At 62.6% G+C, this 25109-nt stretch carries 30 protein-coding genes; 19 read left to right on the top strand and 11 right to left on the bottom strand.

Annotated elements, in window-relative coordinates:
- Window positions 1-187: 187 nt before the first annotated feature.
- Both V1277_RS07265 and V1277_RS07260 read left to right on the top strand, forming a co-directional pair.
- Window positions 188-778, top strand: a complete 591-nt coding sequence (locus V1277_RS07265) for a TIGR00645 family protein (RefSeq protein WP_028347030.1) — start codon at window positions 188-190, stop codon at window positions 776-778.
- On the top strand, window positions 778-2046 hold the full coding sequence (locus V1277_RS07260) for a lytic murein transglycosylase (RefSeq protein ID WP_334415603.1): 1269 nt from the start codon (window positions 778-780) through the stop codon (window positions 2044-2046). Before V1277_RS07265 ends, V1277_RS07260 begins: the two co-directional genes overlap by 1 nt.
- 294 nt (window positions 2047-2340) lie before the next feature.
- On the opposite strand, the gene V1277_RS07255 is transcribed toward V1277_RS07260, so the two are convergent.
- Together V1277_RS07255 and V1277_RS07250 are read right to left on the bottom strand one after the other, a co-directional pair.
- A complete protein-coding gene (locus tag V1277_RS07255; RefSeq protein ID WP_065744450.1) occupies window positions 2341-2613 on the bottom strand; it encodes a hypothetical protein in 273 nt (90 codons plus the stop codon).
- A 358-nt stretch (window positions 2614-2971) separates the two neighbouring features.
- Entirely contained in the window at window positions 2972-3283 is a 312-nt protein-coding gene (locus tag V1277_RS07250) for a hypothetical protein (protein ID WP_334415602.1), read from the bottom strand.
- Window positions 3284-3725: 442 nt separating this feature from the next.
- On the opposite strand from V1277_RS07250, the gene V1277_RS07245 reads away from it, so the two are divergent.
- Together V1277_RS07245 and bfr are read left to right on the top strand one after the other, a co-directional pair.
- A complete protein-coding gene (locus tag V1277_RS07245; RefSeq protein ID WP_334415601.1) occupies window positions 3726-4001 on the top strand; it encodes a (2Fe-2S)-binding protein in 276 nt (91 codons plus the stop codon).
- 150 nt (window positions 4002-4151) lie between these two features.
- Window positions 4152-4637: a bacterioferritin gene (gene bfr, locus V1277_RS07240; RefSeq protein ID WP_334373536.1), complete on the top strand. Its 486-nt coding sequence runs from the start codon at window positions 4152-4154 to the stop codon at window positions 4635-4637.
- 164 nt (window positions 4638-4801) lie between these two features.
- Here bfr and V1277_RS07235 read toward each other — a convergent pair whose 3' ends face one another.
- Window positions 4802-5440 carry an MSMEG_1061 family FMN-dependent PPOX-type flavoprotein gene (locus V1277_RS07235; RefSeq protein WP_442894454.1) on the bottom strand — a complete coding sequence of 213 codons (639 nt, stop codon included), beginning with the start codon at window positions 5438-5440 and terminating at the stop codon, window positions 4802-4804.
- Window positions 5441-5465: 25 nt separating this feature from the next.
- Entirely contained in the window at window positions 5466-5819 is a 354-nt protein-coding gene (locus tag V1277_RS07230) for a hypothetical protein (protein ID WP_334415599.1), read from the bottom strand.
- A 271-nt stretch (window positions 5820-6090) separates the two neighbouring features.
- On the opposite strand from V1277_RS07230, the gene V1277_RS07225 reads away from it, so the two are divergent.
- Window positions 6091-7518 (top strand): S8 family peptidase, encoded by a 1428-nt coding sequence (locus V1277_RS07225; RefSeq protein ID WP_334415598.1) that lies wholly within the window; start codon window positions 6091-6093, stop codon window positions 7516-7518.
- A gap of 45 nt (window positions 7519-7563) precedes the next feature.
- Entirely contained in the window at window positions 7564-7815 is a 252-nt protein-coding gene (locus V1277_RS07220; protein WP_334373543.1) for a hypothetical protein, read from the top strand.
- A 205-nt stretch (window positions 7816-8020) separates the two neighbouring features.
- On the opposite strand, the gene V1277_RS07215 is transcribed toward V1277_RS07220, so the two are convergent.
- Together V1277_RS07215 and V1277_RS07210 are read right to left on the bottom strand one after the other, a co-directional pair.
- Window positions 8021-9085, bottom strand: a complete 1065-nt coding sequence (locus tag V1277_RS07215) for an alpha/beta fold hydrolase (RefSeq protein ID WP_334415597.1) — start codon at window positions 9083-9085, stop codon at window positions 8021-8023.
- Between the two features lie 79 nt (window positions 9086-9164).
- Window positions 9165-9404, bottom strand: coding sequence for a DUF2188 domain-containing protein (locus tag V1277_RS07210; protein ID WP_065744474.1), 240 nt, complete (start codon window positions 9402-9404; stop codon window positions 9165-9167).
- Between the two features lie 130 nt (window positions 9405-9534).
- On the opposite strand from V1277_RS07210, the gene V1277_RS07205 reads away from it, so the two are divergent.
- The 4 genes from V1277_RS07205 (at window position 9535) to V1277_RS07190 (ending at window position 12413) form a co-directional block, all read left to right on the top strand.
- Window positions 9535-9801, top strand: coding sequence for a DUF2277 domain-containing protein (locus V1277_RS07205; RefSeq protein ID WP_334373547.1), 267 nt, complete (start codon window positions 9535-9537; stop codon window positions 9799-9801).
- A gap of 343 nt (window positions 9802-10144) precedes the next feature.
- Complete coding sequence (locus V1277_RS07200; protein ID WP_334415596.1) at window positions 10145-10693, top strand: hypothetical protein; 549 nt, start codon at window positions 10145-10147, stop codon at window positions 10691-10693.
- 375 nt (window positions 10694-11068) lie between these two features.
- The gene (gene trpS / locus V1277_RS07195; protein WP_334415595.1) at window positions 11069-12088 is read left to right on the top strand and encodes a tryptophan--tRNA ligase; all 1020 of its coding nucleotides are present in this window, start codon (window positions 11069-11071) and stop codon (window positions 12086-12088) included.
- 127 nt (window positions 12089-12215) lie between these two features.
- Window positions 12216-12413 carry a hypothetical protein gene (locus V1277_RS07190; protein ID WP_334415594.1) on the top strand — a complete coding sequence of 66 codons (198 nt, stop codon included), beginning with the start codon at window positions 12216-12218 and terminating at the stop codon, window positions 12411-12413.
- Between the two features lie 21 nt (window positions 12414-12434).
- On the opposite strand, the gene V1277_RS07185 is transcribed toward V1277_RS07190, so the two are convergent.
- The gene (locus V1277_RS07185) at window positions 12435-13607 is read right to left on the bottom strand and encodes a cytochrome P450 (protein ID WP_334415593.1); all 1173 of its coding nucleotides are present in this window, start codon (window positions 13605-13607) and stop codon (window positions 12435-12437) included.
- Window positions 13608-13614: 7 nt separating this feature from the next.
- On the bottom strand, window positions 13615-14382 hold the full coding sequence (locus V1277_RS07180) for an SDR family NAD(P)-dependent oxidoreductase (protein ID WP_334415592.1): 768 nt from the start codon (window positions 14380-14382) through the stop codon (window positions 13615-13617).
- 236 nt (window positions 14383-14618) lie between these two features.
- On the opposite strand from V1277_RS07180, the gene V1277_RS07175 reads away from it, so the two are divergent.
- Window positions 14619-15167 carry a DUF2380 domain-containing protein gene (locus V1277_RS07175; protein ID WP_334415590.1) on the top strand — a complete coding sequence of 183 codons (549 nt, stop codon included), beginning with the start codon at window positions 14619-14621 and terminating at the stop codon, window positions 15165-15167.
- Between the two features lie 53 nt (window positions 15168-15220).
- Here V1277_RS07175 and V1277_RS07170 read toward each other — a convergent pair whose 3' ends face one another.
- Window positions 15221-15610 (bottom strand): RidA family protein, encoded by a 390-nt coding sequence (locus V1277_RS07170; protein WP_334373556.1) that lies wholly within the window; start codon window positions 15608-15610, stop codon window positions 15221-15223.
- Between the two features lie 372 nt (window positions 15611-15982).
- Between V1277_RS07170 and V1277_RS07165 the strand changes: the two genes are divergently transcribed.
- Both V1277_RS07165 and V1277_RS07160 read left to right on the top strand, forming a co-directional pair.
- A complete protein-coding gene (locus V1277_RS07165; RefSeq protein WP_334415589.1) occupies window positions 15983-16423 on the top strand; it encodes a hypothetical protein in 441 nt (146 codons plus the stop codon).
- Between the two features lie 114 nt (window positions 16424-16537).
- Complete coding sequence (locus tag V1277_RS07160) at window positions 16538-17095, top strand: HD domain-containing protein (protein WP_334415588.1); 558 nt, start codon at window positions 16538-16540, stop codon at window positions 17093-17095.
- On the opposite strand, the gene V1277_RS07155 is transcribed toward V1277_RS07160, so the two are convergent.
- Both V1277_RS07155 and V1277_RS07150 read right to left on the bottom strand, forming a co-directional pair.
- Window positions 17088-17591, bottom strand: coding sequence for a DUF1993 domain-containing protein (locus tag V1277_RS07155; RefSeq protein WP_334415587.1), 504 nt, complete (start codon window positions 17589-17591; stop codon window positions 17088-17090). The genes V1277_RS07160 and V1277_RS07155 overlap by 8 nt on opposite strands.
- 225 nt (window positions 17592-17816) lie before the next feature.
- Window positions 17817-19166, bottom strand: a complete 1350-nt coding sequence (locus tag V1277_RS07150) for a lytic murein transglycosylase (protein ID WP_334415586.1) — start codon at window positions 19164-19166, stop codon at window positions 17817-17819.
- 338 nt (window positions 19167-19504) lie between these two features.
- On the opposite strand from V1277_RS07150, the gene V1277_RS07145 reads away from it, so the two are divergent.
- The 6 genes from V1277_RS07145 to V1277_RS07120 all read left to right on the top strand — a co-directional run bounded on the left by V1277_RS07145 (window position 19505) and on the right by V1277_RS07120 (window position 25025).
- Window positions 19505-20374, top strand: a complete 870-nt coding sequence (locus V1277_RS07145) for an FAD binding domain-containing protein (RefSeq protein ID WP_334415585.1) — start codon at window positions 19505-19507, stop codon at window positions 20372-20374.
- 3 nt (window positions 20375-20377) lie between these two features.
- Window positions 20378-20854, top strand: a complete 477-nt coding sequence (locus V1277_RS07140) for a (2Fe-2S)-binding protein (protein WP_334415584.1) — start codon at window positions 20378-20380, stop codon at window positions 20852-20854.
- 18 nt (window positions 20855-20872) lie between these two features.
- The gene (locus tag V1277_RS07135; RefSeq protein WP_334415583.1) at window positions 20873-23146 is read left to right on the top strand and encodes a xanthine dehydrogenase family protein molybdopterin-binding subunit; all 2274 of its coding nucleotides are present in this window, start codon (window positions 20873-20875) and stop codon (window positions 23144-23146) included.
- A gap of 130 nt (window positions 23147-23276) precedes the next feature.
- Window positions 23277-23837 (top strand): DinB family protein, encoded by a 561-nt coding sequence (locus V1277_RS07130; RefSeq protein ID WP_442894565.1) that lies wholly within the window; start codon window positions 23277-23279, stop codon window positions 23835-23837.
- 109 nt (window positions 23838-23946) lie between these two features.
- Complete coding sequence (locus V1277_RS07125) at window positions 23947-24609, top strand: hypothetical protein (RefSeq protein ID WP_334415581.1); 663 nt, start codon at window positions 23947-23949, stop codon at window positions 24607-24609.
- A 2-nt stretch (window positions 24610-24611) separates the two neighbouring features.
- Window positions 24612-25025 carry a VOC family protein gene (locus V1277_RS07120; protein WP_442894453.1) on the top strand — a complete coding sequence of 138 codons (414 nt, stop codon included), beginning with the start codon at window positions 24612-24614 and terminating at the stop codon, window positions 25023-25025.
- The last annotated feature ends 84 nt before the right edge of the window (window positions 25026-25109 follow it).

The following is a 25109-nucleotide window of genomic DNA, read 5'->3' as shown; positions in this document are numbered from 1 at the left end:
GCGGCCGCACGATCAGGCTTGGGAAATTTGCACGCGCGGTCGTGCACACCGCTATTTTGCCCTGAAGCTCCGGCTAACGTGACGATCCCGTAATCTACGCTGCGGCCAGTTGTCGCTTCACAGTGCAGTCAGATTGCGTAGATATAGGCCTCTTTCCGCAATTCCAATCCTGAGCGAGCCATCCCTGATGTCCCTTACCCCCGAAACACCGTTGCCGCCGAAAGGTAAGGGGAAGGCATTGCGCCCCGTTCCGATGTTGATCTTCGGCTCGCGGTGGCTGCAATTGCCGCTATACGTCGGCCTGATCGTGGCGCAAGGCGTCTATGTCGTGCTGTTTCTGAAGGAGCTGTGGCATCTGTTCGCCCATGCCTTCGATTTCAGCGAACAGCAGATCATGCTGGCGGTGTTGGGCCTGATCGACGTCGTCATGATCTCCAACCTGCTGGTGATGGTGATCGTCGGCGGTTACGAAACCTTCGTCTCCCGTCTCAACCTGCAGGGCCATCCCGACGAGCCGGAATGGCTCAGCCACGTCAACGCCAGCGTGCTGAAGATCAAACTGGCGATGGCGATCATCGGCATTTCCTCGATCCATCTGCTGCGCACCTTCATCGAGGCCGGTGCACTGGCGTCGGGAAAAAGCGTCTACACCGAAACCGGCGTCATGTGGCAGACCATCATTCACACGGTGTTCATTCTGTCGGCCATCGGCATTGCCTATGTCGACCGTGTCTCGAACATGGCTATCGACGAAGCAAAGCGCGCCACTTCGCATTGATGGGCGGTCTGTCGATCATCGGATTTTCAGCTTTGCGAACGAGGGCGGCTGCCGCAGTTCTGATAGTGATTGCGGTGACGCTCGGCGCGTCGCGACCGGCGTTCTCCGCCGACGCCGCCTTCACCCAGTTCATCGCCTCGCTATGGCCGGAGGCGCAGGCAGCCGGCGTATCGCGCGCGACGTTCGATCGCGAGACGCAGGGACTGGAGCCCGACTACAAACTGCCCGATCTCTTGCTGCCGGGCCGGCCCCCCACCGGCGCCCCGGCACAAGCCGAGTTCGTGCAGGTGCCGGCCGATTATCTGAAGGAAGCTTCGATCGCGCGGCTGGCGGCCGAAGGGCAAAAGCTGATGCAGAAGCATCGCGCTGCGCTCACCGAAATCGAAAGGCGCTTCGGCGTTCCCGCAAACATCGTGCTCGCGATCTGGGGCCGCGAGACCGACTACGGCCGCTACCGGCTGCCTTACGACACGCTGCGCGTGGTCGCGACGCAGGCCTATGTCGGCCGCCGCAAGGACCAGTACCGCACCGAATTCATCCAGGCGCTGAAGCTGCTCGGCGAGGGCGCCGTGGCGCGCAAGGATTTTCGTTCGTCCTGGGCCGGCGCCACCGGCTACACGCAATTTCTACCCTCCGAATATTACAATCACGGCGTCGATCTCGACGGCGACGGCCGGATCGACATCTGGCACTCGGTGCCGGACGCGCTGGCCTCCGCCGCGCGGCAGCTCGTTAACAAGGGCTGGCAGCCGGGCGTGCGCTGGGCCTATGAGGTCAAGGCGCCCGCCAATGTCGATTGCACCATGGGCGTGCCCGAGGTGACGAAGCCGATCGCCGAGTGGCTGCGTGCCGGCTTTGTGCCGGTGCGCGGACAAAAGCTGAGTGCGGCCGAACAGGCGCAGCCGGCCTCGCTATTGCAGGTGGAGGGCATCTACGGCCCGTCGTTCCTCACGACGAAGAACTATTTCGTCATCAAGGAATACAATTTCTCCGATCTGTATGTGCTGTTCGTCGGCCATGTCGCCGACCGCATGACGAGCCAGCTGCCGTTCGCAACACCGTGGTCGGCCTCGACGCAGTTGCGCTCCGCCGATGTCGAGGCCATGCAGCGCCATCTGACGCGGATCGGTCTCTACAAGGACAAGCTCGACGGCAAGGCGGGCATGCAGACCCGCGCGGCACTCGGCGCGTATCAGAAGTCGGCTGGCCTCAAGGTCGATTGCTGGCCGAGCGAAGCGGTGCTGCGTTCGATGGGCGGGGGGCGTTGAGCTGCGTATCACTCGCGAACAGAAACGAGCGAATTCGAGGCTTCCATGACCGATCACCCTCCCCTGGAGGGGGAGGGTCGACGCTCATGAAATGAGCGGCGGGGTGGGGTGACGGTCTCTCCACATCCAACAGTGCCCGAATGGAGAGATCACCCCACCCCGTCGCGCATTTCGCTTCGCTCATGCGCGCCGACCCTCCCCCTCCAGGGGAGGGTAGCCCAAACAAAAAGCCCGGCCGAGATATCGGCCGGGCTTTTGGATCAACACGCGTATCTCGCGCGCCAATCGGTCAGATCAGTTGCAGACCTCGACGCGGCGATAGCGCCAGTCGTAGCCGTCCCAGAACCGCTCGCGAACCATGCGGCACGCCGGGTAGGGCGCTTCTTCCACGTACACCGGGCCGCCGTAGGCCGGGCGGCTGGAGGCGATCGCACCACCGATGATCGCGCCGCCGAGCAAGCCGGCCGCCACGCCTGCGGCAACGCCACGCTGTGCGCTCGCGGGCGTCGAGGCAAGCGAACCGGCAATCGTTGCGACCGCGACGAAGGCAGCAAATGTCTTCTTCATGTCTTGGGCTCTCCTGGAGTGACGCCTTCGGGCGCCGGGTTTAGGGGATGACTCACACGCTGTTTCGAACTGCCGCTCCGCTAAAAAAGCGCACATGGGTCAATCGAAAGTAAACGTCTTCAAACGGTCGCCGAAAAAAACGGTCTTTTTCGGGCCGGAAATCGCATGCACCCCGGAAAAGCACTGCTTTTCCGGGGTTTTGAGCGCAACTTTAATGAAGATGAACGGCTGCTAGAGCGTTTTCGAGCGAAGCATGCCCTCGGACTTGATCCGTGGGTGGAAACCGGTTCGCGTTAAGAAAACGCGTCAAAATAAGGATCTAGAGCCCCGTTTCGATTTCATCGAAACGGACAAGGCTCTAGTCGCAGACCCTGACGTTGCGGACCCGCCAGCCATAGCCATCCCAGAACCGCTGCCGCTGCCAGATGCAGGACTCGCCGTAGCCGGGATCGACGACATAGGCCGGACCGCCATAGCCGGGCTCATAATAGCCTGGGCCGTAATAGTAGCCGTTCTGCGAAGCAATCGCGCCGCCGACAATGGCGCCGCCGATCAATCCGGCTGCGACGCCCGCGGCAACGCCACGCTGCGCCTGGGCAGGAGCGGGAACAGCCACAGCCGAAATGGTCAACGCGGCGGCGGCACCGAGCGCCATCAATGTCTTCTTCATGGCTCACCTTTCTCGAGGAGCAAACGACGTTAAGTTCCGTCCCGGCAAAGTTCCACATTTCGCTTGAATGATCAATGAACGGCCGCGCAAGGGCGGGGGCGACGAAACGGGAAGTGAGGCAGGTCACGGTGCGACGATACCGAGATGCTCTTCTTTTTCTCGAAAACGCAGACACAACGATGATGAGCGGAATGGCGGTATTCATGTTGGCCGGCTTGAGCGGAGGAGGCAGTGCAACGGCGGCGGCAGTGGCGGCGCCTGAATGCCGGAAACACCGGGAAATCAGCGCCCATTTGATTTACCGCAACACCGCTTTTTAGATTCATTCCAGTAATTCCCCGGCATCAGTTTGGAATTGCTTGAAAATGCGGCTTTTCCTTTTGCATCTCGCAGCTCTCTTCCATATCGATGAGCAGGCATCACCAAGGGTTCTACCGGTTTCATGATCGTCTGTTCCTGCAACGTGTTGAGCGACCACGATGTCCGTAATGCTGTGACTGCAGCTTCGGACCTGCCGCGAAATCCCAAGCAGATTTACGGCTGTCTTGGCTGCAGCGCCGAATGCGGCCGCTGCGCGCGCACCATCAAGACCATCATCGACGAAGCGCTCGGCGCCTGCGCCAAGGAGTGCTGCGACGGTTGTCCGCACACGCGTCAGGCCGCCAACGACGAGCCGGCGCAGGAAACCGCTGCGGCCTTCGCCCTCGCAGCCTGCTGAAATCCGTCTGAAATCCCTTCGAACTTCCCCGATTTCCCCGGTTCCCACCGCATTTTTGCGCGGAACAGTTGCTCTTGGCTCCAAACTGATTTAGAAGCGTTCTAAATACAGTGTCAGGCCGCGTCGGCCTGAGGAAATTGGAGTGGACCCATGCAGGGCGATCCCAAGGTCATCGACTATCTCAACAAGGGCCTGCGCAGCGAGCTCACCGCGATCAATCAGTACTGGCTGCACTATCGGCTGCTGAACAATTGGGGCCTTCTGGAATTTGCCAAGGTCTGGCGCAAGGAATCCATCGAGGAGATGGAGCACGCCGACAAGTTCACCGACCGGATTTTGTTCCTCGACGGCTTTCCCAACATGCAGGTGCTCGATCCGCTCCGCATCGGCCAGAACGTCAGGGAAATCATCGAATGCGATCTCGCAACCGAGATGACCGCGCGCGCGCTCTATCAGGAAGCCGCAACCTTCTGCCATGGCGTCAAGGATTACGTCTCTCGCGACCTGTTCGAGAGCGTGATGAAGGATGAGGAACATCACATCGATTTCCTCGAAACCCAGCTTGACCTGATCCAGCGCATCGGCCTCGAGCTCTATACGCAAAAGCACGTCGGCGGCCTCGAGAACGGGGACTGACTTCTTACCCTCACCTGGAGGGGGAGGGTCGGCTCGTATGAGCGAAGCGAATGCGAGACGGGGTGGGGTGATCTCTCCACTTGGGCACTGATCGGGAGGATAGACCGTCACCCCACCCCGCCGCTTCGCGTCGACCCTCCCCCTCCAGGGGAGGGTGATCTTCCCTACAACTGCGTCTTGTAGCGCTCGTAGATCTCCGCCTGGCTTTCGCGCTCGCCAAGGCCGGTCTGATCGTGGATCACCTCGCCGATGCTCGGCATCACCGAGCGCTCGACCTGCGTAGCCGCCCACAGTTTCGAGCGCATCAGCGCCTTGCCACAGTGGAAATAGGCTTCCCTGACGTCGATATGCAGCACCGCGCGTGGCGGCTTGCCGAATTCGATCATCGACGCCATCAGCTCCGGATCGACAGACAGCTTGCCCTTGCCGCCGACGCGCAGCGTCTCGTCGATCCCGGGCACGAAGAAGATCAACTGCACGAAGCCTGATCCCTCGACGATATTGCGAAAACTGTCGATCCGGTTGTTGCCCGAGCGGTCCGGCATCAACAAGAGGTTCGGTCCCGCAACATGGACGAAGCCGGGATTGCCGCCGCGCGGCGACGCATCGACGCTGCCGTCCGAGCCTGAAGTCGCCAGCACGCAGAACGGCGACATGCCGATGAATTTTTTCGCGTGGGCGTCGATCTCCGGCCGCGCCTTGGCGACCACGCGCGGCGTGGGAGCGGGATAGATCGTGGCGAGGTCAGAACGGGCAAGATCGGACAAGGGCGGCTCCTTTCGATTTTGCGGAGAGATTATCATCCGCCGGTGCCACCGTCATCTTGAACTAGACCGCGTCCGCCGGCACGAAGCAGCTAATGATGATGCTGCCGCGATGATGCACGTACCACACCACGGCCTCGCCGATCGGGTTGCCCTGGTCGCGAATGACCGCGCGCTCGGGCACCTGCATCCATTGGCCCTCGATCGGCACCCAATAGGCGCCGCCGCGAACGTCGTAGCTGGTGCGATGGCCGTCGGAAATATCGCAACAGGGTACGCCGTTCGGCGCGATCACGCTCTTGAACCAGGCGCGGATATTAGGCGGCACGTGGTCGTACTGGCCCCTGTCGACGGCGAGCGCTGCGCCGGCCAGCACCGAAAGGCAGACGAGCAAGGCGAATGACACGAGCCTTCGCATCCGATCCTCCGCTTTCGTTTGTGTTGTCGTCGCAGGACGCACGCCGCCACGATTCGTTATGCAAGGACAATTCAAGCGGAGCCCGCTTGCGGATGCACGCTCAAATAATATGCGAACGGCGCGGCTGCGGATTGATGCGATGCGAAATCAAACCGGCCTGATCGGGCGGACACAAGCGGGCAATTCGCTTGACGCATCTTAGGTAGAGGGTGAGAATGTTTCGCGCATCACGCGCGTTATTTTTAAATGATATTTGAACAAGGATCCGAACATGGCGACAAAACACATGCAGCGGGTTGCATCCGCGGGAGGCGCGCCCCGGCGCGCCGAGTTACGTGAATCCAGCCAGAGCAAACATGTCCCGGGCCAACTGATCATTCGCTTCAAGACTTCGGCGGTAAGGCAGGTCGCGGCAAGTCCGCTTGCGGCGACGGCAACCGCACGCATGGCGGCACGCGCCATGCCGGACGAGGTCACGGGCCCGTTGGAGTTCTTGCGGAACGAGGCCGGGCTGTCCGCCGTCAAGCCGCTGTTTGTGCCCGACGCACCGACAGTGGGGCCGCGGTCCGGCGTGATGGCGCTTGCCGCGGTGCATGGGTCACTCGCGGCATCGTCCAGCCGGCCACCGCGGCGATCCCTCACAGGCTTCCAACTCGTCGACGTCAAGGACCGCAAAGTGACGCCCGCCATGATGAAGCGGCTGCGTGCGTCGAAGGCCATCGACCTGGTCGAGCCGGTGCCGAACCGGTGGCTCAGCGCCGCAGATCCCATGATCAATCGACAATGGGGACTGCGCGCGATCCGCTGGTTCGATGGTACACATCCCGATGCCGCGAAAATTCACGTTGCCGTGCTGGACAGCGGGATCGATGAAGGGCATCCCGACCTGAAGAAATCCATCGAGGCCTATCATCACGACGGAAATAACGCGCGAGACTTCCTTGGCCACGGCACGCATGTTGCGGGCACCATTGCTGCGCTCGTCAACAATTCCGTCGGTATAGCCGGCGTCGCGAATTGCCGGCTGCACTGCTGGAAGATCTTTGACGACCCCGAGCAAGGCACCGACCAGAACTTCAACTTCGAGTTCTACAGCAAGGCGCTCGCCGCAGCGCTCGACTCGGAGATCAAGGTCGTGAACCTCAGCATCGGCGGCACCGAGCATTCCCGGGCCGAGGCGGCGATCTTTCGGGAGTTGGCGGACGCCGGCGTGGTGGTCGCCGCCGCGATGGGCAACGAATTCGAAGAGGGCAATCCGAAGGAGTTCCCGGCCGCTTATAAGGGGGCGCTGGGCGTCGGCGCGGTCGACGAGACCGACAAACGGGCCTCGTTCTCCTGCACCGGGCCGCATATCGGGCTGGTCGCTCCCGGCGTCAACATCCTCTCGACCGTGCCGCGCATCAAGGCAAGCTTTGCGAGCGCCACCGATTACGATTCCTGGCCGGGTACCTCCATGGCGACGCCGCATGTCGCGGGTTGCGCCGCGCTGGTGTATGGCGACGCCGTGAAGTCGAGGGCCGCTTCCGACGCCGTCGTCAAGCGCCTGACGTCGACCGCCAGGAAACTTCCCGCCATGAAGAAGAAAAAGTTCACGCAGGAATACGGCGCGGGGCTCCTGGATCTCGCGGCTGCGCTCGGAAGGAAGAAGACCGCGGGAAAATCGCGGAAGGGGAAGGCCAAAAAGGCGAGGAAGCGCTGACCGGCATTGCCTTGAATAGACGTCGGCAACGACTAACATCCGGGAATGTCGGTCCAGTTCAAAATTCGCGAGAAAGCGAGTGACGCCCGGCGTCTCGAGATCATCGAGGCGCTGCGCCGGGCGAACTTTGACGCCCATCACCTTTTTCCCGGGCAGAAGCGGCCGAAGCTCGCGTCGATTTACACCGTTGCCAACGCGGGCGCCGGGGACATCAGGACCCTGGAAGCGGTCCTGAAGCATTTCGGGGCGGACATCGAGTATGTCGAGGCGGCGCCGCAGCGTGGTCCGAAGTCGTAGACGCGCCATTTTCAGCGCCGAATTGATGCGGTGCGAGATCACGGCTTCACCATGCCCCGGCGGTCGTCGGGATGGCCGAGCGTTGCGAAGACGCGCCTGCCGACGCGGAAATCAGCCTTGCCGTGATGCTCTCCGCCGCATCGAAAGGCGCGAGTGCGGGGCCGGCGAAAGCGGCTGGTTGACACCGCACGTTCTTCTCTGGGCTCTACATCGCCCGTTGCGGCGCGCTCAGCAGCAACTCCTGCAGCTCCTTTTTATAGAACTTCGCATTGCCGGTGGTGAGATGGCCGCGTGTCTCGCTGGAGGCCGGGATCAGGAACATGCGTCCGTTCTTGACGCGCTTCATCGCCGCCTCGGTGACGCCGGTTTCCGGCGGATTGCGCTCGTCGTCGGCGGCATTGATCAAGAGCAGCGTGGCTTCGATCTTCTCGAGCGAAGGCGCCGGATTGTAATCGTGCGAGGCTTCCCACTGGTAGATGAAGTCGTTGGCATCAGTGGTAACAGCGGTTGCCAGCCGGTCGTCGACCATCTTGTCGGCTTTCGCCGCCGTCGGCGCCAGCGCCTGATAGGCCAGCGTGCCGCCGCCGGTCGCAATGCCGAAGGCGTTGATGGCGTACTTCATCATGCGTGGCTGGGTGATGTAATTGCCGCGATTGTAATCGGGATCGTTCTTGATGGTCTCCAGCATCATCCGCCGCAGCATCCAGTTGCGCGCCGCCATCTCGGTCGGTTGCGAGGCCATCGGCACCAGCGCGTCCATGAACTTTGGATATTTGCCGCCCCAGATCCAGGTGTGCATGCCGCCCATCGAATTGCCTATGACGAGCCGCAGATGCTTTACGCCGAGGCCTTCCGTGACCAGGCGATGCTGCGCGTCGACCATGTCCTCGTAATTGTATTTCGGAAACGCCGTCTTCATGCCGTCGGAAGGCTTTGACGATTTGCCGTGGCCGACGCTATCGGGAATGATGATGTAGTACTTCGTTGCATCCAGCGGCTGGCCGGGGCCGAACAACTCGCCGCCGAATGCTGCCGTCAGCATGCTGGCCGCTGAGCCGCCCGAGCCGTGCAGCACCAGCACCGGCTGACCGGTCGGCTCGCCGATCGTGGTGTAGTGCAACCGCAGCTCCGGCAGCGTCTCGCCGGTATGGAATTTGAAATTCTTGGCGATCCAGTCGCCCTGCTTCGGTGTGGGATAGTCGGCTGCGAAAGCAGTGACGGTGGTCAGGGCCAATGCGGCGGCCGAAAAGGCGGCGTGCGAAAAATTCATCATGGTCTCCCCAAAGCTGCGGCCGTCTTTGCGGACCGCTTGGCAGGGAACCTAGCACACCAGACCGCCGAACAACGCACTAACCTTCCACTTCGGTTTCCGGCCGGTCATTGCCGGCGGCGGTCTCCGAGCGCCATTTTCCATCATCGGTTTCGTATTCGATCACCTCGGTGCGGCCGGGCACCCGCTGCTCGGCGGCTGCGCGCCGGGCGGCTGCCAGCGCCGTGGCGCGGTTCGGAAACGGCTCGGAAAACACGCCGTTGACGGTGTAGGCCCAGCCGCCGTCATGTTCGACGATCTTGTAGGTCACGTGGGGCATCGGGAACTCGCTGCTTGCAGGTGCCGACAGGGGTGAACGCGCCGCTAGATTCATGACAGAATAAGCCACGCTGTCGGATTTTGCACCGGCCGTTCGTCCTTGATCGAAGACCTCTGCAGAAGAGAGAACCATGTGCCGCAACATCAAGACCCTGTTCAATTTTGAGCCCCCGGCCACGCATGCGGAGATCCATGCCTCCGCGCTGCAATTCGTGCGCAAGCTCTCCGGCTTCAATTCGCCCTCGCAGGCGAACGCCGAGGCGTTCAACCGCGCGGTTTCCGAAGTCTCCGACAGCGCGCGGCGTCTGCTCGCCTCGCTGCAGACCAATGCGCCGCCGCGCGACCGCGAGGTCGAGGCCGAGAAGGCGAGGGAGCGCTCGCGGGCGCGGTTTGGGTAGGGGCATGACCGGACGCCGATCAAGCACGTTACTGTGACCCTGCCGTAGCCGACACGCACGGGTTGCGCGATGAGCCGGCCTAACGATTGATGTTTGACCGACCTTCAAACAAGTCGAGTCTCTTGTCGTGCGACGATCTCACAAACGCCCTAGGGCCGCTGCGCTCCTGCCTCCCTTCCGTCAAACCAGGATCGCCTCTTCCCTCAAGAATTTGGAAGAGCCGTCGGTGGAGGTACCAATGTTATACTCGCAAAGCCCACCACTGACAGCCGAAGAACCTTCGTCCGGCGGGCTTGCGCGCGATCCGGACGTTCGATCCGATCAGCGCATTGGTAGACGGCGCATGAAGCCGTCGATCGATCCTCCCCATCACTACCGCTTCGGGGAGGGGCCGCTGGCGAGCGGCCGGCCGTCGATTGGCAGGCGAATATTCCGCAGCCTTACCCGCTTCTCTATTGCGGTTCTCATCGGTGTCGGCGCCACGCTTGGCTGGCAGTCCTACGGTGATGCAGCAAAGGAGATGCTGGTAGCCCGGGCTCCAGCGCTGGCCTGGGTGTTATCGGTTTCGACGACGAAGTCGCCAGTCGTGGCCGCAACTTCCACTGACCCGATGCAGCACCTTGCGCCCTTGGCGTCCAATCTCGATGTCGTGCGGCGCAGCGTAGAACAACTCGCTGCCAAGCAAGAACAGATGGCCCAGAACATTGCGGCACTAAAGGCCGTTGAGGAGGACATCAGACAGAAGATGTCATCCACGCCTCCGGCCCCGGCCCAACAGGCGGCCTCCATCCCGCAGCCCAAACCTCCGCAACCCAAGGCGCAATCATCGGCCGTTCCGTCATCGTCGGTGCCTCGCCCGCCGCCTCCCGCCGCACCACAGCTCTCGCGCTGACGGCCCAGTTGCCGGCGGCGAAATTGATCAACGCCTTTCCTTTTGTGACCCGGTCAATTTATGGCGAGAGGGGTTATCGCCGCGCTCACGCACGTCGGTGGCGCTCTCCTCAGCGACCGCCGCTTCCAATCGGGATGCGTGCCATGACTGCTGCTGGGGCACGTTGAGACATCAAGCCGGCTTGCTTTCCTCGGGAGTTTCGTCAATATCGGCCGCATGACTGCCGTCGTGATCACGTTCGCGAACTTGTGGTGGCGCTCCACTTAGGAGCGGCACGGCTTTGTCATTCACCCAACCGTCGCCGCCGTTCATCGGCTTGCGAGGTTGCTGCATCAACAGTCCGATTGAACGGCGGTTCTTATCTGGAGAACCGCGATGCAACACTCGTCAGCCACCCGCCCTGTTATCTTGACCGGCGACAGAACCACCGGCCCATTGCACCTGGGGCACTACGTCGGTTCGTTGAAGAACCGCGTCACCCTACAGACGACGCACCAGCAGTACCTGCTGCTGGCGGATGCCCAGGCACTCACGGACAACGCGCACAATCCTGGTCGGCTGCGTGACAATGTCCTTGGGATCGCGACAGACTACCTGGCTGCCGGGATCGACCCGAACCTGACCACGATCTGCCTTCAATCGCATCTCCCGGCACTTGCCGATTTGACCCTGCTGTACATGAACTATGTCACGGTGGCCCGGCTTGAGCGCAACCCGACCATAAAGGACGAAATCCAGGCGCGAGGTTTTGGCAGAGATATTCCAGCAGGCTTTCTCTGCTATCCCGTCGCCCAGGCCGCCGACATCACCGGTTTCAAAGCGACGATTGTTCCGGTTGGGGAAGACCAAGCTCCATTGATCGAGCAAACCAATGAGATCGTTCGGCGCATCAATCGCCAAGCTGGTGTTGACGTGTTGCCCGAAGCCCGCGCGCTTATTCCTCGCGTCGGACGCCTTCCCGGCATCGACGGCAAAGCCAAAATGAGCAAGTCGCAGGGCAACGCTATCCAGCTATCAGCCACGGCCGATGAAATATGTGAGGCTGTCCGGCGTATGTTCACTGATCCAAACCATATAAAGGCATCCGACCCAGGTCGCGTCGAAGGCAACGTGGTTTTCAAGTACCTGGATGCGTTCGACGAAGATCACGTTGCGGTTGAGGATTTGAAGGCACGCTATGTCCGTGGCGGTTTGGGAGACAGCATTGTGAAAAAACGTCTGGATGACGTGCTGCAGGCACTTCTCGCGCCAATCCGAGACCGTTGCCGCGCATTCACTCGTGATCCCGGCTATGTGCTGCAAGTCGTCAAGCGTGGCACTGCGCGAGCGCGGGAAATAACCGATGCCACTTTGCGCGATGTTCGCGCCGCGCTTGGTCTATTCACACTGAATTAGTCGGATGGGTGCCAAGCCGAGCATGGGTTCATGGCCGTCCGAGTCCGGTGCGGCGTGATGCACCTCACGGTGCGGCGATGCAGTGGCGTCCATGATGGCATCGGATGTCGGCCGTCGGAGGGATGTCATGGATCAGGCGAAGCGTTTGAAGCTCGGCGCCATCTTCTTCACCATCTTCTGGGTCGGCGGAATGTTGTGGTGGAGCGGCGAGTATCATCCCGCCAATATCATCATTCTCTCGGTTTGCGGCGCGCTGGCCGGCTATTTCTGGTACCGCGCGATGCATTGGTCGTTCCGCCGCATGCGGCTCTTGCCGCCCGATTGATGCCTGCGCGGCAGAGACACGCTAGTTCGCATCCCACCTCACCGGAAGATTGAGCAACCCCCGAAACGCCCAGCCGCCGATCCGCACCGGTTCGCGCTCGTCCAGCCGCAGGCCTTTCAGCCGCGCGAACAGGCTCGGCAACGCGACGTCGGCCACCATCGCGCGAGAGGCAAACGCGCCGGCGCAATAATGCGGGCCGGCGCCGAAGGCGATGCTCTTTTGCGTATCGCGCGTGATGTCGAAACGATCGGGGTCGTTGAAACAGGCCTCGTCGCGGTTGGCCGATCCGAACATGAAGAACACGCGGTCCTCCGGTTCGAAGTCGACGCCGTGATACGTCCACGGTTTAGCGACGCGGCGCGGCGACATCTGGATCGGCGCGATCCAGCGCGCATATTCCTCGAACACGTCGATCCATTTTGCCTTGCCCTCGCGCACCAGCGCGAGCTGCTCAGGGTGCGTCAGCAAGGCCCAGGTCGCGCCCGATATCGCATCGCGCGGCTCGTTCTGGCCGCCGGAGATCGCAAGCTTGATGTTGGCGCGGATGCTTTCCATGTTTTGGCCTGAAGCCAGCAGCACGCTCAGGATCGAGGTGTTGGGGTATTTCCTCACCACCGAGATCATGTCGTCGATCGCAGCATCAATGCCGGCGGTCGCGGCATGGCAGCGCGCCTCGACCTCCCTGTTGCCGGTGTAATTGGCGATGCCGTCGATCATCGCCTGCGACCATGCGTCCATGTCCTGGTAGCGCATGTTGGTCAGCCCGGTGACGTCTTTTAAGCATTCGGCCGATAGCGGCAGCGCGAACGCCTTGCAGAGATCGGTGGAGCCTTGCGGCACGAGCTCATCAAGGATGCGGTCGGCGTGGGCCTGAAACTGCCGGATCCAGGTGTCGCGCACCGTGCGCGGCGACACCGCGGGAAACATCGCCTGCCGCTCCGTCATGTGCGCTTCGCCGTCCTTGCGCATCATGTTGTGGCCCATCAGCACGTTCATCAGCCCGTTCGGCTGATGCGAGGAGAACACGTCGATGCGCTTCTCCTGGGTGAAGATGTCGTCACGCCGGGTAAACACGGTCGAGCCGAGCTGCGGCACGAACGCGATCGGCGTCTCCTTCCGCATCTTCGCCAGCGCGGGGTAGGGATCGGTCCAGAAGGCGGGGACGTCGATGTCGAAATGCGGGGCGTTGGACATGATAACCTCACACCGCCCGATAGCCACCGTCGACCATCACGATCGACCCGGAGACGTAAGCCGACAGATCGGACGCGAGGAAAATGGCGGGACCGACGATGTCCTCCGCGGTGCCGGGCCGACCGAGCGGTGTGTGATCCATGAAGGTCTTCACCAGTTCCGGATTGTTGGCGCGGGCACTGGCGTTCAATGGCGTTGCGATGAAGCCGGGGCCGATTGCATTGACGCGGACGCCTTCCTTGCCGAGTTCGGCGGCGAGCGCCTTGGTGAAACCGAGCACGCCGTGCTTGGAGGCGGTATAGGCCGGCGAGCTCGGCGTGCGCACATGCACGAAGGACTGGATCGAGCCGATGTTGACGATGCGCCCCTTGCTCGCGCGCAAGGGTTCGAGAAAGGCGTGCGTCACGTTGAAGACGCCGGTGAGGTTGATCGCGATAATGTCTTCCCAGTCGCTGATCACGGCCTCTGCCGCGCCCAGCATGCCGTTGCGGCGGACGATGCCGGCATTGTTGACGAGGATCGAGACCTGGCCGACCTTATCGGCGATCTGCTTCGCCATCGCGACGCAATCCTCGCGCTTGCTGACGTCGAGCGCAAAGCTGTCCGCATTGCCGCCGGCGTCGCGGACTTCCTTTGCCGCTTCTGCTACCGCGTTCTCGTCCCTGTCGAGCAGCACGACCCGCGCGCCCTCCCGTGCATAGCCGCTCGCAATCGCGCGTCCGATACCGGAACCTGCGCCGGTGATGACGGCGATGTGATTTTGGAGAAGTGGCATGGCGCGTTTCCTCTTGTTTGGTTTTGCCAGAGGATAGCAAGCGCGCCCGCTTGTACAAGGTGGGAGAGGGACGATTTCGTAGCGTGGGCAAAGCGACAGCGTGCCCACCATCGCCGAAGACATAAGATAAGGTGGGCACGGCGCTGCGCGCCTTTGCCCACCCTACACATGTCGGTTACAATTTGCTCCCGTCGGCAGCAGAGCAATGCCGACGTCGGAGTTGAAGGAGGCCAGGCATGATGCAAACGGCAACCGGATGGCGCGTCTCACGCCGACGCAATGGCGCGGGCCCCGTGCTGACGATGCTCTGCGCGCTAGGCGCATTGTCGCTTGCATCGAGCGGATCGCCGGCCGCCGCGCCGATCGCGGTCGCGGTAGCGGATTTCGATTATTTCGATACCTCCGGCGAAGTCGTGGACCAGAGCGCGGAGCATCGCGCCCGCGTGGCGTCGTTTGCCGCGTTGCTGCGCGATAATCTCGCGGCGCAGGGCGGTTATCGCGTGGTGCCGATCGAATGCCCCGATCACCCCTGCACCGCCACCAGCATGTCGCAGGACGTCTTCATCGCCGCCGCGCGCAAGGCCGGCGCGCGGCTCGTGGTCTATGGCGGCATCCGCAAGATGAGCACGCTGGTGCAATGGGGCGAAATCCAGTTGCTCGATCTCGAAGCCGAGAAACTGTTGATGCGGCGAACTGTGACGTTCCGCGGTGACAACGATGCGGCCTATCGCCATGCCGCCGATTTCGTCGGCAATGCGCTGACGGAAACCATGCCGAAGCAGTGAGGTCCCACCGACGATCGGGAGATTGGCGGATTACGCTGTCGCTAATCCGCACCTCACGCCTTCGTCAGTGAGGCAACAGCTTCGATCTCGATCAGCATCTTCGGGTCGGGCAGCGCCTGCACCACGCAGGTGGTGCGGGCGGGGTAGGGCGCTGGCCCGAACGCCGACGCATACAGCACGTTCATCGTGGCGACGTCGGATGCGCGCGTCAGCAGCACGTTGACCTTGACCAGATCGCGAAACGTCGCGCCGGCCTCGTCGAGCACGCGCTTGATATTGGCGACGACGAAACCGAATTGCGCCTCGAAACCATCGGCCAGCGCGCCCTTGTCGTCAAAGCCCGGAATGCCCGAGATGAACAGCAAATCGCCGACACGTGTTGCGAACGATAGCGGCGGGGCCTTGACGCCGGCAGGCGGCGCAAAATGCTGGATCGGGGGCATGGGACACCTCGTGGATGGTTCGGTGCCTTGAAGCCTAACGCGCCGCTGCCTCGCTGGAAAGGCAGCGGCGCACGCGCTTCACGACCCGCCGATAGGTTTGAAGGTCCCGCCCGTCAGGGAAATTCGCCCGATACGAAATAGCGGGTTACGGTTGCTGTGACAGTAATGCGGTTCACAGGGCCGCAATTTTTTGTTCGTGCAATCGTGATGAAATTGTGTCGGGTGCGCGGCGCGGGTCGGCACAGAGTGCGTCGCGCAGGGCCTGAATATGCTTTGCCCCTTGCGCCGATTGGATACAATCCGATAGTTGCGACTCAACCTGCGCCGCGCCTGACACTTTTCCGATTTGCAAGCCTTCTGGAGATACGATCCATGAACATGCCATCCGCCGTTCGCGCCACCGTGCTCGCGTTTGCGGCCTTCGCCAGCGTCACGCTGTCCTCCGCCGCGCGTGCCGACGAAGGCTTCGTGCAGCTCACGATCTACAAGGCGGGATGGATCATCGGCGGCTCCGGCGGCAGCGGTGTTCTGAATTTTCACGGGCGACGCTATCCGCTGTCAACCGGCGGGCTCGACTACGGCCTGGTGTTCGGCGGATCGAAGACGGTGCTGCGGGGTCGCGTCAGCAACATCTGGCGCCCCTCCGATGTCGCGGGCGTCTACGGCGCAGCCGGCGCGGGCCTGGCGGTCGGCCGCGGCGCGCGTGCGATCGTGCTCACCAACCAGAAGGGCGCGGTGCTGGAATTGACCGGGCACCAGGTCGGCTTGATGGCGAACGCCGATCTCAGCGGGCTGGCGATCACGATGCGGTAGGACTTGTAGGGTGGGCAAAGCGCAGCGTGCCCACCATTTCGATCAGCGTGTTAGATGGTGGGCACGTCGCTTCGCGCCTTTGCCCACCCTACGGCAGGGACGCGGAGCCTTGCGATGAACCGCGAAGAACTGATCACCGCCTACACGGTACCTAGCCGCCACTACCACAACCTCACGCACATCGAAGACTGTCTCGCTGCGCTCGCGCGCGTCGACAATCTATCGGAGCGCGAGCGCGAAATCCTGACCGAGGCGATCTGGTGGCACGATGTCATCTACGACCCGACCCGTTCGGACAATGAAGAGCTCAGCGCGCGGCTGGCCGAGCAGCGCGTCCACGGGGATATCGGAGCGGAAGTGGCCCGCCTGATCCGCCTGACAAAGACACACGATGTCCGGCCCGAGGATCGCCTGGGCGCCATTTTGATCTCGATCGACCTCAGTATTCTCGGCGCGGAGCCCGCGCGCTACGATGCTTACGCCGCCGCGATCCGGCAGGAGTTCATCCACGTGCCGGACGCTGGCTATCGCGCCGGCCGCGCCAGAGTGCTCGGCCAGTTCGCCGCGCGGCCGGTGATCCTTCCCGATCCGGCCTTTGCCGCAAGATATGACGGCCAGGCTCGCGATAACCTTGCGCGCGAGCTGGGCCGCTTTGCGCTGACGATTACCTAACTCCGAGAAAATCCCGCTTGCCGATTTCCACGCCGTTGTGGCGCAAAATGCCGTGCGCGGTGGCGGCGTGGAAGTAAAAATTCGGGAAGGCGAAATTGACGAGATATTGCTGGCCCTTCATCGTCATGGTGTTGCTGGGACCGATCGGGAAGGTCACCTCCCGCGTCTCGCCGCCCTCGAACTGCGCCGGCTTGAACGCCTTCACATAATCGGTAGTTTTCGCGATCCGCTGCTGCAATTCCTCAAAGCTCTTTTCGGTGTCCGGCGTGGACGGCACTTCGCTGCCGGTGAGGCGCGCGCAGGTTTTCGCGGCAAAATCGCAGGCAGTCTGCACCTGGCGTGTCAGCGGATACATGTCCGGGTAAAGCCTGGCATTGAGCAGTACTTCGGGCTGAATGTTCTTTGCCTTGCAGTGCGCTTCCGCCTTGCTGAGCAGGCCGGAAAGGCTACCGAGAATCTGCAGGAAGGCCGGCACGGTTAGGTCGTGGAAAGACATGCGATGCTCTTTTCGTGATGTGGAATAGTGCCTCGGGAGGATGAGGTGTTGTTCGAGATGGGAGGCGCGCGGGAAAATGCAACGTTATAGCGACTCGATTGCGAGCAAATATTTGAGCTTGTCGTCGCCCGCGAAGGCGGGCGATCCAGTATTCCAGAGCAGTTGAGATTGAGCAGATAAGCCGCGGCGTACTGGATTCCCCCCTTCGCGGGGAATGACGAAGAGCTACCGCGCCGCCGGCATCACCAGGCCGGCGGGCTGCGCCTGGACGCTGGGGCCGCGCATCCGCGCCAGCAATTCCGCCGTCGGCCAGGAATCCGCCGGCAGGCCGTATTTGATCTGCATCGCCTTCACCGCCGTACGGCTCAACTGGCCCATGATGCCGTCGACCTTGCCGACATTGTAGCCCGCGCGCACCAACAACTGCTGCAGCTCCTTCAGCTCGTTGAGCGGAAGTTGTGCGACCGGCGCCGATGGCTGCCGCATCGGCGGCGCGCCGGCGATGCGGCTGGCGAGATAGGCGGCGGTGGTCGAATAGATCAGCGAGTTGTTCCACTCGGTATAGGCGGCGAAATTCGCATAGGCCAGAAACGCCGGTCCGGTGCGGCCCATCGGCAAGAGCAGCGAGGCCGGCAGGTCGTCGTTCGGCAGCGGTCGGCCATCGGGATAGGTGACGCCGAGCTGCGCGAACTTTGCGCGCGGCAGTTTTGTCGTGAGGTCAGCCTGCTCCCACGGAAAATTTTGCGGCGCGCGCACTTCCTGCAGCCACGGCTCGCCGCGCCGCCATTTCAATCCGTTGGCGATATAGTTCGCGGTCGAGCCGATCACGTCGGACGCGCTCCGCAACAGGTTGCGGCGGCCGTCGCCGTCATAGTCCACCGCGTAGTTGAAGTAGTGCGTCGCCAGGAACTGCGTCTGCCCGAGCTCGCCGGCCCATGCGCCGATCATCTCGCTTGCCGTGAGATCGCCGCGGTCGATGATCTTCAGCGCGGCGATGGTTTCCTTGCTGAACATCTCGGAGCGGCGGCAGTCATAGGCCAGCGACACCAGCGAGCGCAGCGTATGCAGATTGCCTAACTCGGCGCCAAAACTGCTCTCCAGCCCCCAGAACGCGGCGATCACGGCCGGCGGCACGCCATATTCCTTCTCGGCGCGGTTGAACGCGGCCGCATGCATCCGGATTCGCGCCTGCGCATTTTTTGCCGCGCTATCGGACGCCCTGTTCCGTGCGAACTCGGTGAACACCTGGCCGAACACGCGCTGGCCGCGGTCGCGGTTGACGATGCCCTGGTCATAGACGAGGTAGGGCGCCGCTTCGGCCAACGTGCGCTGCGACACGCCCTCCGCGGCGGCCTGTTGTTTGAGGTCGGCCAGGAAGCGCTCGAAAGATAGGCCGTTGTGGCAGGCCGCGCCGCGGGGTGCGCGCGGAGCGGCGGCAGTGGGCTGTTGACCGGGTGCCGGTGCGACCACAGGTCTCGGTGCGGGACGAGCTGGGGCGGGGACTGGTTGGGCGATGGCGAGAGATGAAAGAAACAGGGACGCCGTGGCAGCAACGAGGGATCTGTGAAGCAGCATCAATGTCACCGGCGAGCAGGAATTGTAGGGTGGGCAAAGCCACCGGGTCGCGCGAATGCGCGCCCGATGACAGGCTCCGCGTGCCCACCATTTCAAATCCGGCCAGTTCAATCAATATGGTGGGCACGGCGCAAGTGCGCCTTTGCCCACCCTACAGCCTCCCGCCTCGGAGCAATCCGCCGCGCAAGCCCGTCACGCGCATAGGAGCCTGCCGTATCAACCTGATCTCGCAGGCTGTTCCAACCGCTTTTCCCCGTGTAGGCTTAGGGTCTGCCCGACTTTTGAAGGTGAGCCGACAATCACTGGGGCGGGCGGAACGAGGGAGATGGCGGAAGACCATGACGGAACTCCGATATTTGGCGCCTGATACGCTTGACGAAGCGGTCGGTGCATTTGCGAAAGCCGGCAGCGCGGCGCGCATCCTGGCCGGCGGCACCGATCTTCTGGTGCAGATGCGATCCGGCGCGCTCAAACCCGGCGTGATCGTCGACATCAAGAAAATCCCCGAGCTGACGGCAATCGAACAGACCGCCGACGGCGGCTTTCGCATTGGCGCCGCCGTCTCCGGCATGGCGCTCGCCGAACACCAGAATTTCGGCAAGGTCTGGCCCGGCGTGCTCGAAGCCGTCAACCTGATCGGTTCCAAGCAGGTGCAGGGCCGGGCGTCTGCCGGCGGCAATCTCTGCAACGGCTCGCCCGCCGGCGACAGCGTGCCCGCGATGGTCGCGGCCGGCGCCATCGTCACCGTGCAAGGCCCGGATGGCCGCCGCGAGATGAAGGTGGAGGACGTCCCCGCCGGCCCCGGCCGCACCAACTTAAAACCCGGCGAAATCCTCGTCAGCTTCACGCTGCCGCCGCGCCCACCCGGATCGAGCGATGCTTATCTGCGCATGATACCGCGCACCGAAATGGACATCGCCGTGGTCGGCTGCGGCGTCAGCCTCACCATGAAGGACGGCACCGTCACATCAGCCCGCGTCGGCTTGGGCGCGGTGGCGCCGACCGTGCTGCTGGTGGAAGACGCCGCCAGTGCGCTGATCGGCTCAAAGCTCGACGACGCCGCGCTGGCGAGGGCCGCAGCAGCCTGCTCCGCCGCCTGCCGCCCGATCGACGACAAGCGCGGCACCATCGCCTATCGCATCAAGGTGGCCGGCGTGCTGCTCAAGCGCACCGCCGCGATCGCCGCCCAACGCGCGCAAGGAAAGTAATTCATGGCCAAAGTTCACGTCACCACATCAATCAACGGCGAGCCGATGGAATTTCTGTGCGAGCCATCAGACACCATGCTCGACGCGTTGCGCGGGCCGCTGGGCTTGACCGGCTCCAAGGAAGGCTGCGCCTCAGGCGATTGCGGCGCCTGCTCGATCACGCTCGACGACCGCCTGGTCTGCTCCTGCCTGATGCTCGCCGTGGAATCCGAGGGTCACGACATCAGGACCATCGAGGGCCTGGCGCAGGGCGAGCATCTGCATCCGCTGCAGCAAAAATTTCTCGAAATGGCCGCGCTTCAGTGCGGCATCTGCACGTCGGGCATGCTGGTCGCGTCCGACGCGCTGCTGAAGAAAAATCCGGACCCGAGCGAGGAGGAAGTCCGCTTCTGGCTCGCCGGCAATCTCTGCCGGTGCACCGGCTATGACAAGATCGTCCGCGCGGTGATGGAAACCGCTGCCGAAATGCGCGCGCAATAGTTTTCGGGAGACAGCCCAATGAACCTCGTCACCAACAACAAGTGGATCGGCCAGCGCACCATTCGCCCGGATGGCATGGACAAGGTCACCGGCCGCGCCCAGTTCGCCGCCGACACCACCATGCCCGGCATGATCTGGGGCAAGGTGCTGCGCAGCCCGCATCCGCATGCGCGCATCCGGTCGATCGACGCCTCGAAGGCCGAGAAGCTGCCCGGCGTCAAGGCCGTCGTTACTTCGAAAGACATCGTCGATTTCCCGATCGAGAAGGGCGCGGTCATGCTGGGCATCCAGGATATGCGCTGGATGTGCCGCAACGTGATGGCGCGCGACAAGGCGCTGTTTCCCGGGCACCCCATCGCGGCCGTCGCCGCGACCACGGAAGCGATCGCCGAGGAAGCCTGCAAGCTGATCGAGGTCGACTACGAGGTGTTGCCGTGGTCGATCGAGATTGACGACGCGCTCAAGCTAGATGCGCCGATCCTGCACGAATTCAACAAGTTCGACGGCAAGCCGTCCAACATCGTCGGCCGCCTCGAGCACAAGAAGGGCGACATCGAACGAGGTTTTGAGCAGGCCGACATCGTCATCGAGCGCACCTTCACCACGCGCCCGGTGCACCAGGGCTATATCGAGCCGCATGCCTGCCTGATCTCGGTCGCGCCAGACGGCAAGACCACGATCTGGAGCTCCAGCCAGGGCCAGTTCATGGTGCGCGCGATGACGGCCTATCTCACCGGCATCCCGCAGAGCGACATCCGCGCGATTCCCGCGGAGATCGGCGGCGGCTTTGGCGGCAAGACCATCGTCTATCTCGAACCGCTTGCGACGCTGCTTGCGAAAAAATCCGGCCGCCCGGTGAAGATGGTGATGACGCGCGAGGAAGTGATGCGCGCGACCGGCCCCACCTCAGGCTCGAAGAGCACGGTAAAGATCGGCGCGACCAAGGACGGCAGGATCGTCGCCGCGCACGGCACCTTCTATCTGCAGGCCGGCGCCTTCCCGGGTTCGCCGATCCGCGGCGCGGCGGGGTGCAGCTTCACGCCCTACGACATTCCGAACCTGCTCTCGGAAGGCTACGACGTCTGCTCCAACCGCTCCAAGGTTGCGGCCTATCGCGCGCCGGGCGCGCCGATCGGCGCCTATGCGGTGGAGTGCGTGCTCGACGAAGTCGCGGAAGCCTTGAAGATGGACCCGCTCGACTTCCGCCTGAAGAACGCCGCCAAGGAAGGAACGAAGGCCGCGCACGGCCCGGTCTTCCCGCGCATCGGCTATATCGAGACGGTGGAAGCAGCCAAGAACTCGCCGCACTATGTCGCGCCGCTCGGCGACGGACACGGCAAGCCAAGGGGCAGGGGCGTCGCCAGCGGCTTCTGGTTCAACGCCGGCGGCGAATCTTCCGCGCAGGTCAACATCACGGAAGACGGCAACGTCGTCGTCACGACAGGGCACCCTGACATTGGCGGCTCGCGCGCCGGCATCGCCAATATCTGCGCCGAGCTGCTCGGCATCGACTACCGCCGCGTCTCCGTTATCATCGGCGACACCCAGACGGTCGGTTTCTCCAACTTGACCGGCGGCAGCCGCGTGCTGTTCGCCTCGGCGATGGTGGTGACGCAGTCGACCGAAAAGATCATCCAGACCTTGCGCGAGCGCGCGGCCAAGATCTGGGAAATCGATCCCGAAGCGGTGAAGTGGGAGAATGGTGCTGCGCATCCGGCGAGCCCGAACGCCGGCCAGTTCGAACCGCTGACGCTGGAAGAGCTCGCCGAGAAGGCGCCTGCGATGGGCGGGCCCATTGGGGCCGGCGTGCAGCTCAACACCCAAGGCGCCGACGGCGGCTTCGGCACGCATGTCTGCGACGTCGAGGTCGACGTCGATCTCGGCATCGCGCGCGTGATCCGCTACACCGCCGTGCAGGATGTCGGCCGCGCCATCCACCCCGGCTATGTCGAAGGCCAGCTCCAGGGCGGCGTCGCGCAAGGCATCGGCTGGGCGCTGAACGAGGAATACATTTACACGAAGGAAGGCAAGGTCGATAACCCCGGCTTCCTCGACTATCGCATGCCGGTCTGCTCGGACCTGCCGATGATCGACTGCATCATGGTCGAGATCCCGAACCCGAAACACCCGCAAGGCGTCAAGGGCGTCGGCGAAGTGCCGCTGGTCCCCGTGATGGCCGCGGTGGCGAATGCCATCTACAACGCGCTGGGCAAGCGTTTCTACGCGCTGCCGATGTCGCCGCCGAAGGTGCTGGAAGTGCTGGAAGCGCCGACGCAGCTGGCGGCGGAGTAGGAGCGACGATATCGCCAGCCGTCATTGCGAGGAGCGAAGCGACGAAGCATCCATCGGTCCGCAAGCGGCACTATGGATTGCTTCGCTTCGCTCGCAATGACGCTACAATGAGTCCCTCAACATGAGCGACATGCTTCCCTACCGCGCCATGGCGTACAACAACGCCTGGGCAAACCATCGGCTGCTCACCGCCTGTCTCGGGCTGTCGCAGGATGAATTCACCGCGAAGCGAACCGGCTTCTTTCCAAGCGTGCGCGCCACGCTCAACCACATCCTGATCATCGACCACTTCTACGTCGATGCGATGGAAGGCGGCACGCTCGGCCCGGCCGCCTGGGCGGATCAGGAGCCTTGCGCAACGGTCGCCGCGCTGAAAGAAGCGCAGGCCGCGGTCGATCGGCGTTTGCTCAAGGTCGTCGAAGCGCTCGACGGCGCCGGCTTGCAGCGCATCGTCTCCGTGCATCGCGGCACCTCCATCCAGCGCGAGCGAATGGACCGCCTGCTGCTGCATTTGTTTCAGCACCAGGTGCACCATCGCGGTCAGGCCCACTGCATGCTGAGCGGCACGTCGGTGAGCCCGCCCCAACTCGACGAGTTCTTCTCGGCAGGTGAAGCGCCGTTGCGGGCGGCGGAATTCGCGGAGCTGGGTTGGACGGAGGAGAAGGTCTGGGGTTCGGACCGTAGAACATGAACAGCCCGGATGAGCGCAGCGGCATACGGGACTTTCATGGCCCGCTTTCCCGCATGTCGCTGCGCTCATGCGAGCTATGCGTGCGCATCTTTTGTTTGGAGTCCTTGCCGTGAACGACCAGCCAGCTTCGGATCCTGCAGACAAATTCTACGCCCAATATGGGCGCTGCATCAACGAGTGGGCGCTCATAGAAGAAAGGTACTTCAACTTCTTCGCTTTCGCTCTACGCGCTCCTACCAAGAATGCGGCGATAGTTTTCTACGAATGGAAAGACTTTGCTACTCCTGCGAGACTAACGAATAAGCTCATGGAAAAGAGACTTCGTAAATTTCCGTATACGGAACATCTGAAGGTCTGGCAGGACATTGCAAAGCGCGTGGACCGGCTTCGCCCCTTCAGGAATGAGTTGGCTCACCAGCCTATTCGTCATTGGCGACGAATACGGCTTTCGATCGGAAAATCAAAGCCGCTCACCGAAGAAGAAAAGAAAAAAGCGGGGCTGGGCCCGTTTCAAGAAGTCTACCGCTCTCCTTCGGCAATAATGGGAGGACGTAAGCCGAAGCTGTTTAACTCGACGCTTTCGACAATCCGGATCGACCACTTGGATGATCATCTGAAGCAGACAAAGGAACTTCGTGTGACCATTGATGAGTTTGGTCAGGCTCTTGATCAAACCATTCAAGAGCAATCTCGTCGCGTATCGGCCTACATCGAACATCGCCTGCTTCGCCCGATACGTCATTCCGAACCGGCTGAAGAGGTAGAGACATAATCGTGAATGATCCGAATTCCTCCACCACCTCCCCCTTCCAGTCCATCCGCGCCGTCGATTACACCGTCATCTTCGTGCGCGACATGGCGGCGATGCGCCGATTTTATGAGGGCGTGCTCCGCTTATCCCTGACGCGTGAATTGTCGGCGGGCTGGATCGAGTATCAGATCGGCGGCAACACGCTCGCGCTGGCGCGGCCGAGCCGGACGGCGAGGGATGCGCCGGTGCCCACCGGCAGCGCCTCGCTGCAGCTCGCTTTCAAGGTTGCCGCCGATGACGTCGATCGCTGTGCCGACGAATTGGTGCGGCACGGCGTCGATCTGCTCGAGCCGCCGACCAACCAGCCGTTCGGCCATCGCACGCTGTTCTTCCGGGATCCCGACGGAAACCTGCTGGAAGTGTATGCGGAGGTCTAGCGACTCATTGGAAGCGTAGCCCGGATGAGCGAAGCGATATCCGGGATTCTACTGGTCCCGCATATCGCTGCGCTCATGCGGGCT

Origin of the sequence: Bradyrhizobium sp. AZCC 1588, assembly GCF_036924735.1 — a bacterium.
Taxonomy (GTDB): domain Bacteria; phylum Pseudomonadota; class Alphaproteobacteria; order Rhizobiales; family Xanthobacteraceae; genus Bradyrhizobium.
Note: the sequence above shows the minus strand (reverse complement) of the source record. Positions and strands in the feature narration are given on the sequence as shown.

Coding starts and splice junctions, on each gene's coding strand:
- V1277_RS07265 (WP_028347030.1), top strand. CDS start 188: ATGTCCCTTACCCCCGAAACACCGTTGCCGCCGAAAGGTAAGGGGAAG.
- V1277_RS07260 (WP_334415603.1), top strand. CDS start 778: ATGGGCGGTCTGTCGATCATCGGATTTTCAGCTTTGCGAACGAGGGCG.
- V1277_RS07255 (WP_065744450.1), bottom strand. CDS start 2,613: ATGAAGAAGACATTTGCTGCCTTCGTCGCGGTCGCAACGATTGCCGGT.
- V1277_RS07250 (WP_334415602.1), bottom strand. CDS start 3,283: ATGAAGAAGACATTGATGGCGCTCGGTGCCGCCGCCGCGTTGACCATT.
- V1277_RS07245 (WP_334415601.1), top strand. CDS start 3,726: ATGATCGTCTGTTCCTGCAACGTGTTGAGCGACCACGATGTCCGTAAT.
- bfr (WP_334373536.1), top strand. CDS start 4,152: ATGCAGGGCGATCCCAAGGTCATCGACTATCTCAACAAGGGCCTGCGC.
- V1277_RS07235 (WP_442894454.1), bottom strand. CDS start 5,440: ATGATAATCTCTCCGCAAAATCGAAAGGAGCCGCCCTTGTCCGATCTT.
- V1277_RS07230 (WP_334415599.1), bottom strand. CDS start 5,819: ATGCGAAGGCTCGTGTCATTCGCCTTGCTCGTCTGCCTTTCGGTGCTG.
- V1277_RS07225 (WP_334415598.1), top strand. CDS start 6,091: ATGGCGACAAAACACATGCAGCGGGTTGCATCCGCGGGAGGCGCGCCC.
- V1277_RS07220 (WP_334373543.1), top strand. CDS start 7,564: ATGTCGGTCCAGTTCAAAATTCGCGAGAAAGCGAGTGACGCCCGGCGT.
- V1277_RS07215 (WP_334415597.1), bottom strand. CDS start 9,085: ATGAATTTTTCGCACGCCGCCTTTTCGGCCGCCGCATTGGCCCTGACC.
- V1277_RS07210 (WP_065744474.1), bottom strand. CDS start 9,404: ATGCCCCACGTGACCTACAAGATCGTCGAACATGACGGCGGCTGGGCC.
- V1277_RS07205 (WP_334373547.1), top strand. CDS start 9,535: ATGTGCCGCAACATCAAGACCCTGTTCAATTTTGAGCCCCCGGCCACG.
- V1277_RS07200 (WP_334415596.1), top strand. CDS start 10,145: ATGAAGCCGTCGATCGATCCTCCCCATCACTACCGCTTCGGGGAGGGG.
- trpS (WP_334415595.1), top strand. CDS start 11,069: ATGCAACACTCGTCAGCCACCCGCCCTGTTATCTTGACCGGCGACAGA.
- V1277_RS07190 (WP_334415594.1), top strand. CDS start 12,216: ATGGATCAGGCGAAGCGTTTGAAGCTCGGCGCCATCTTCTTCACCATC.
- V1277_RS07185 (WP_334415593.1), bottom strand. CDS start 13,607: ATGTCCAACGCCCCGCATTTCGACATCGACGTCCCCGCCTTCTGGACC.
- V1277_RS07180 (WP_334415592.1), bottom strand. CDS start 14,382: ATGCCACTTCTCCAAAATCACATCGCCGTCATCACCGGCGCAGGTTCC.
- V1277_RS07175 (WP_334415590.1), top strand. CDS start 14,619: ATGATGCAAACGGCAACCGGATGGCGCGTCTCACGCCGACGCAATGGC.
- V1277_RS07170 (WP_334373556.1), bottom strand. CDS start 15,610: ATGCCCCCGATCCAGCATTTTGCGCCGCCTGCCGGCGTCAAGGCCCCG.
- V1277_RS07165 (WP_334415589.1), top strand. CDS start 15,983: ATGAACATGCCATCCGCCGTTCGCGCCACCGTGCTCGCGTTTGCGGCC.
- V1277_RS07160 (WP_334415588.1), top strand. CDS start 16,538: ATGAACCGCGAAGAACTGATCACCGCCTACACGGTACCTAGCCGCCAC.
- V1277_RS07155 (WP_334415587.1), bottom strand. CDS start 17,591: ATGTCTTTCCACGACCTAACCGTGCCGGCCTTCCTGCAGATTCTCGGT.
- V1277_RS07150 (WP_334415586.1), bottom strand. CDS start 19,166: ATGCTGCTTCACAGATCCCTCGTTGCTGCCACGGCGTCCCTGTTTCTT.
- V1277_RS07145 (WP_334415585.1), top strand. CDS start 19,505: ATGACGGAACTCCGATATTTGGCGCCTGATACGCTTGACGAAGCGGTC.
- V1277_RS07140 (WP_334415584.1), top strand. CDS start 20,378: ATGGCCAAAGTTCACGTCACCACATCAATCAACGGCGAGCCGATGGAA.
- V1277_RS07135 (WP_334415583.1), top strand. CDS start 20,873: ATGAACCTCGTCACCAACAACAAGTGGATCGGCCAGCGCACCATTCGC.
- V1277_RS07130 (WP_442894565.1), top strand. CDS start 23,277: ATGCTTCCCTACCGCGCCATGGCGTACAACAACGCCTGGGCAAACCAT.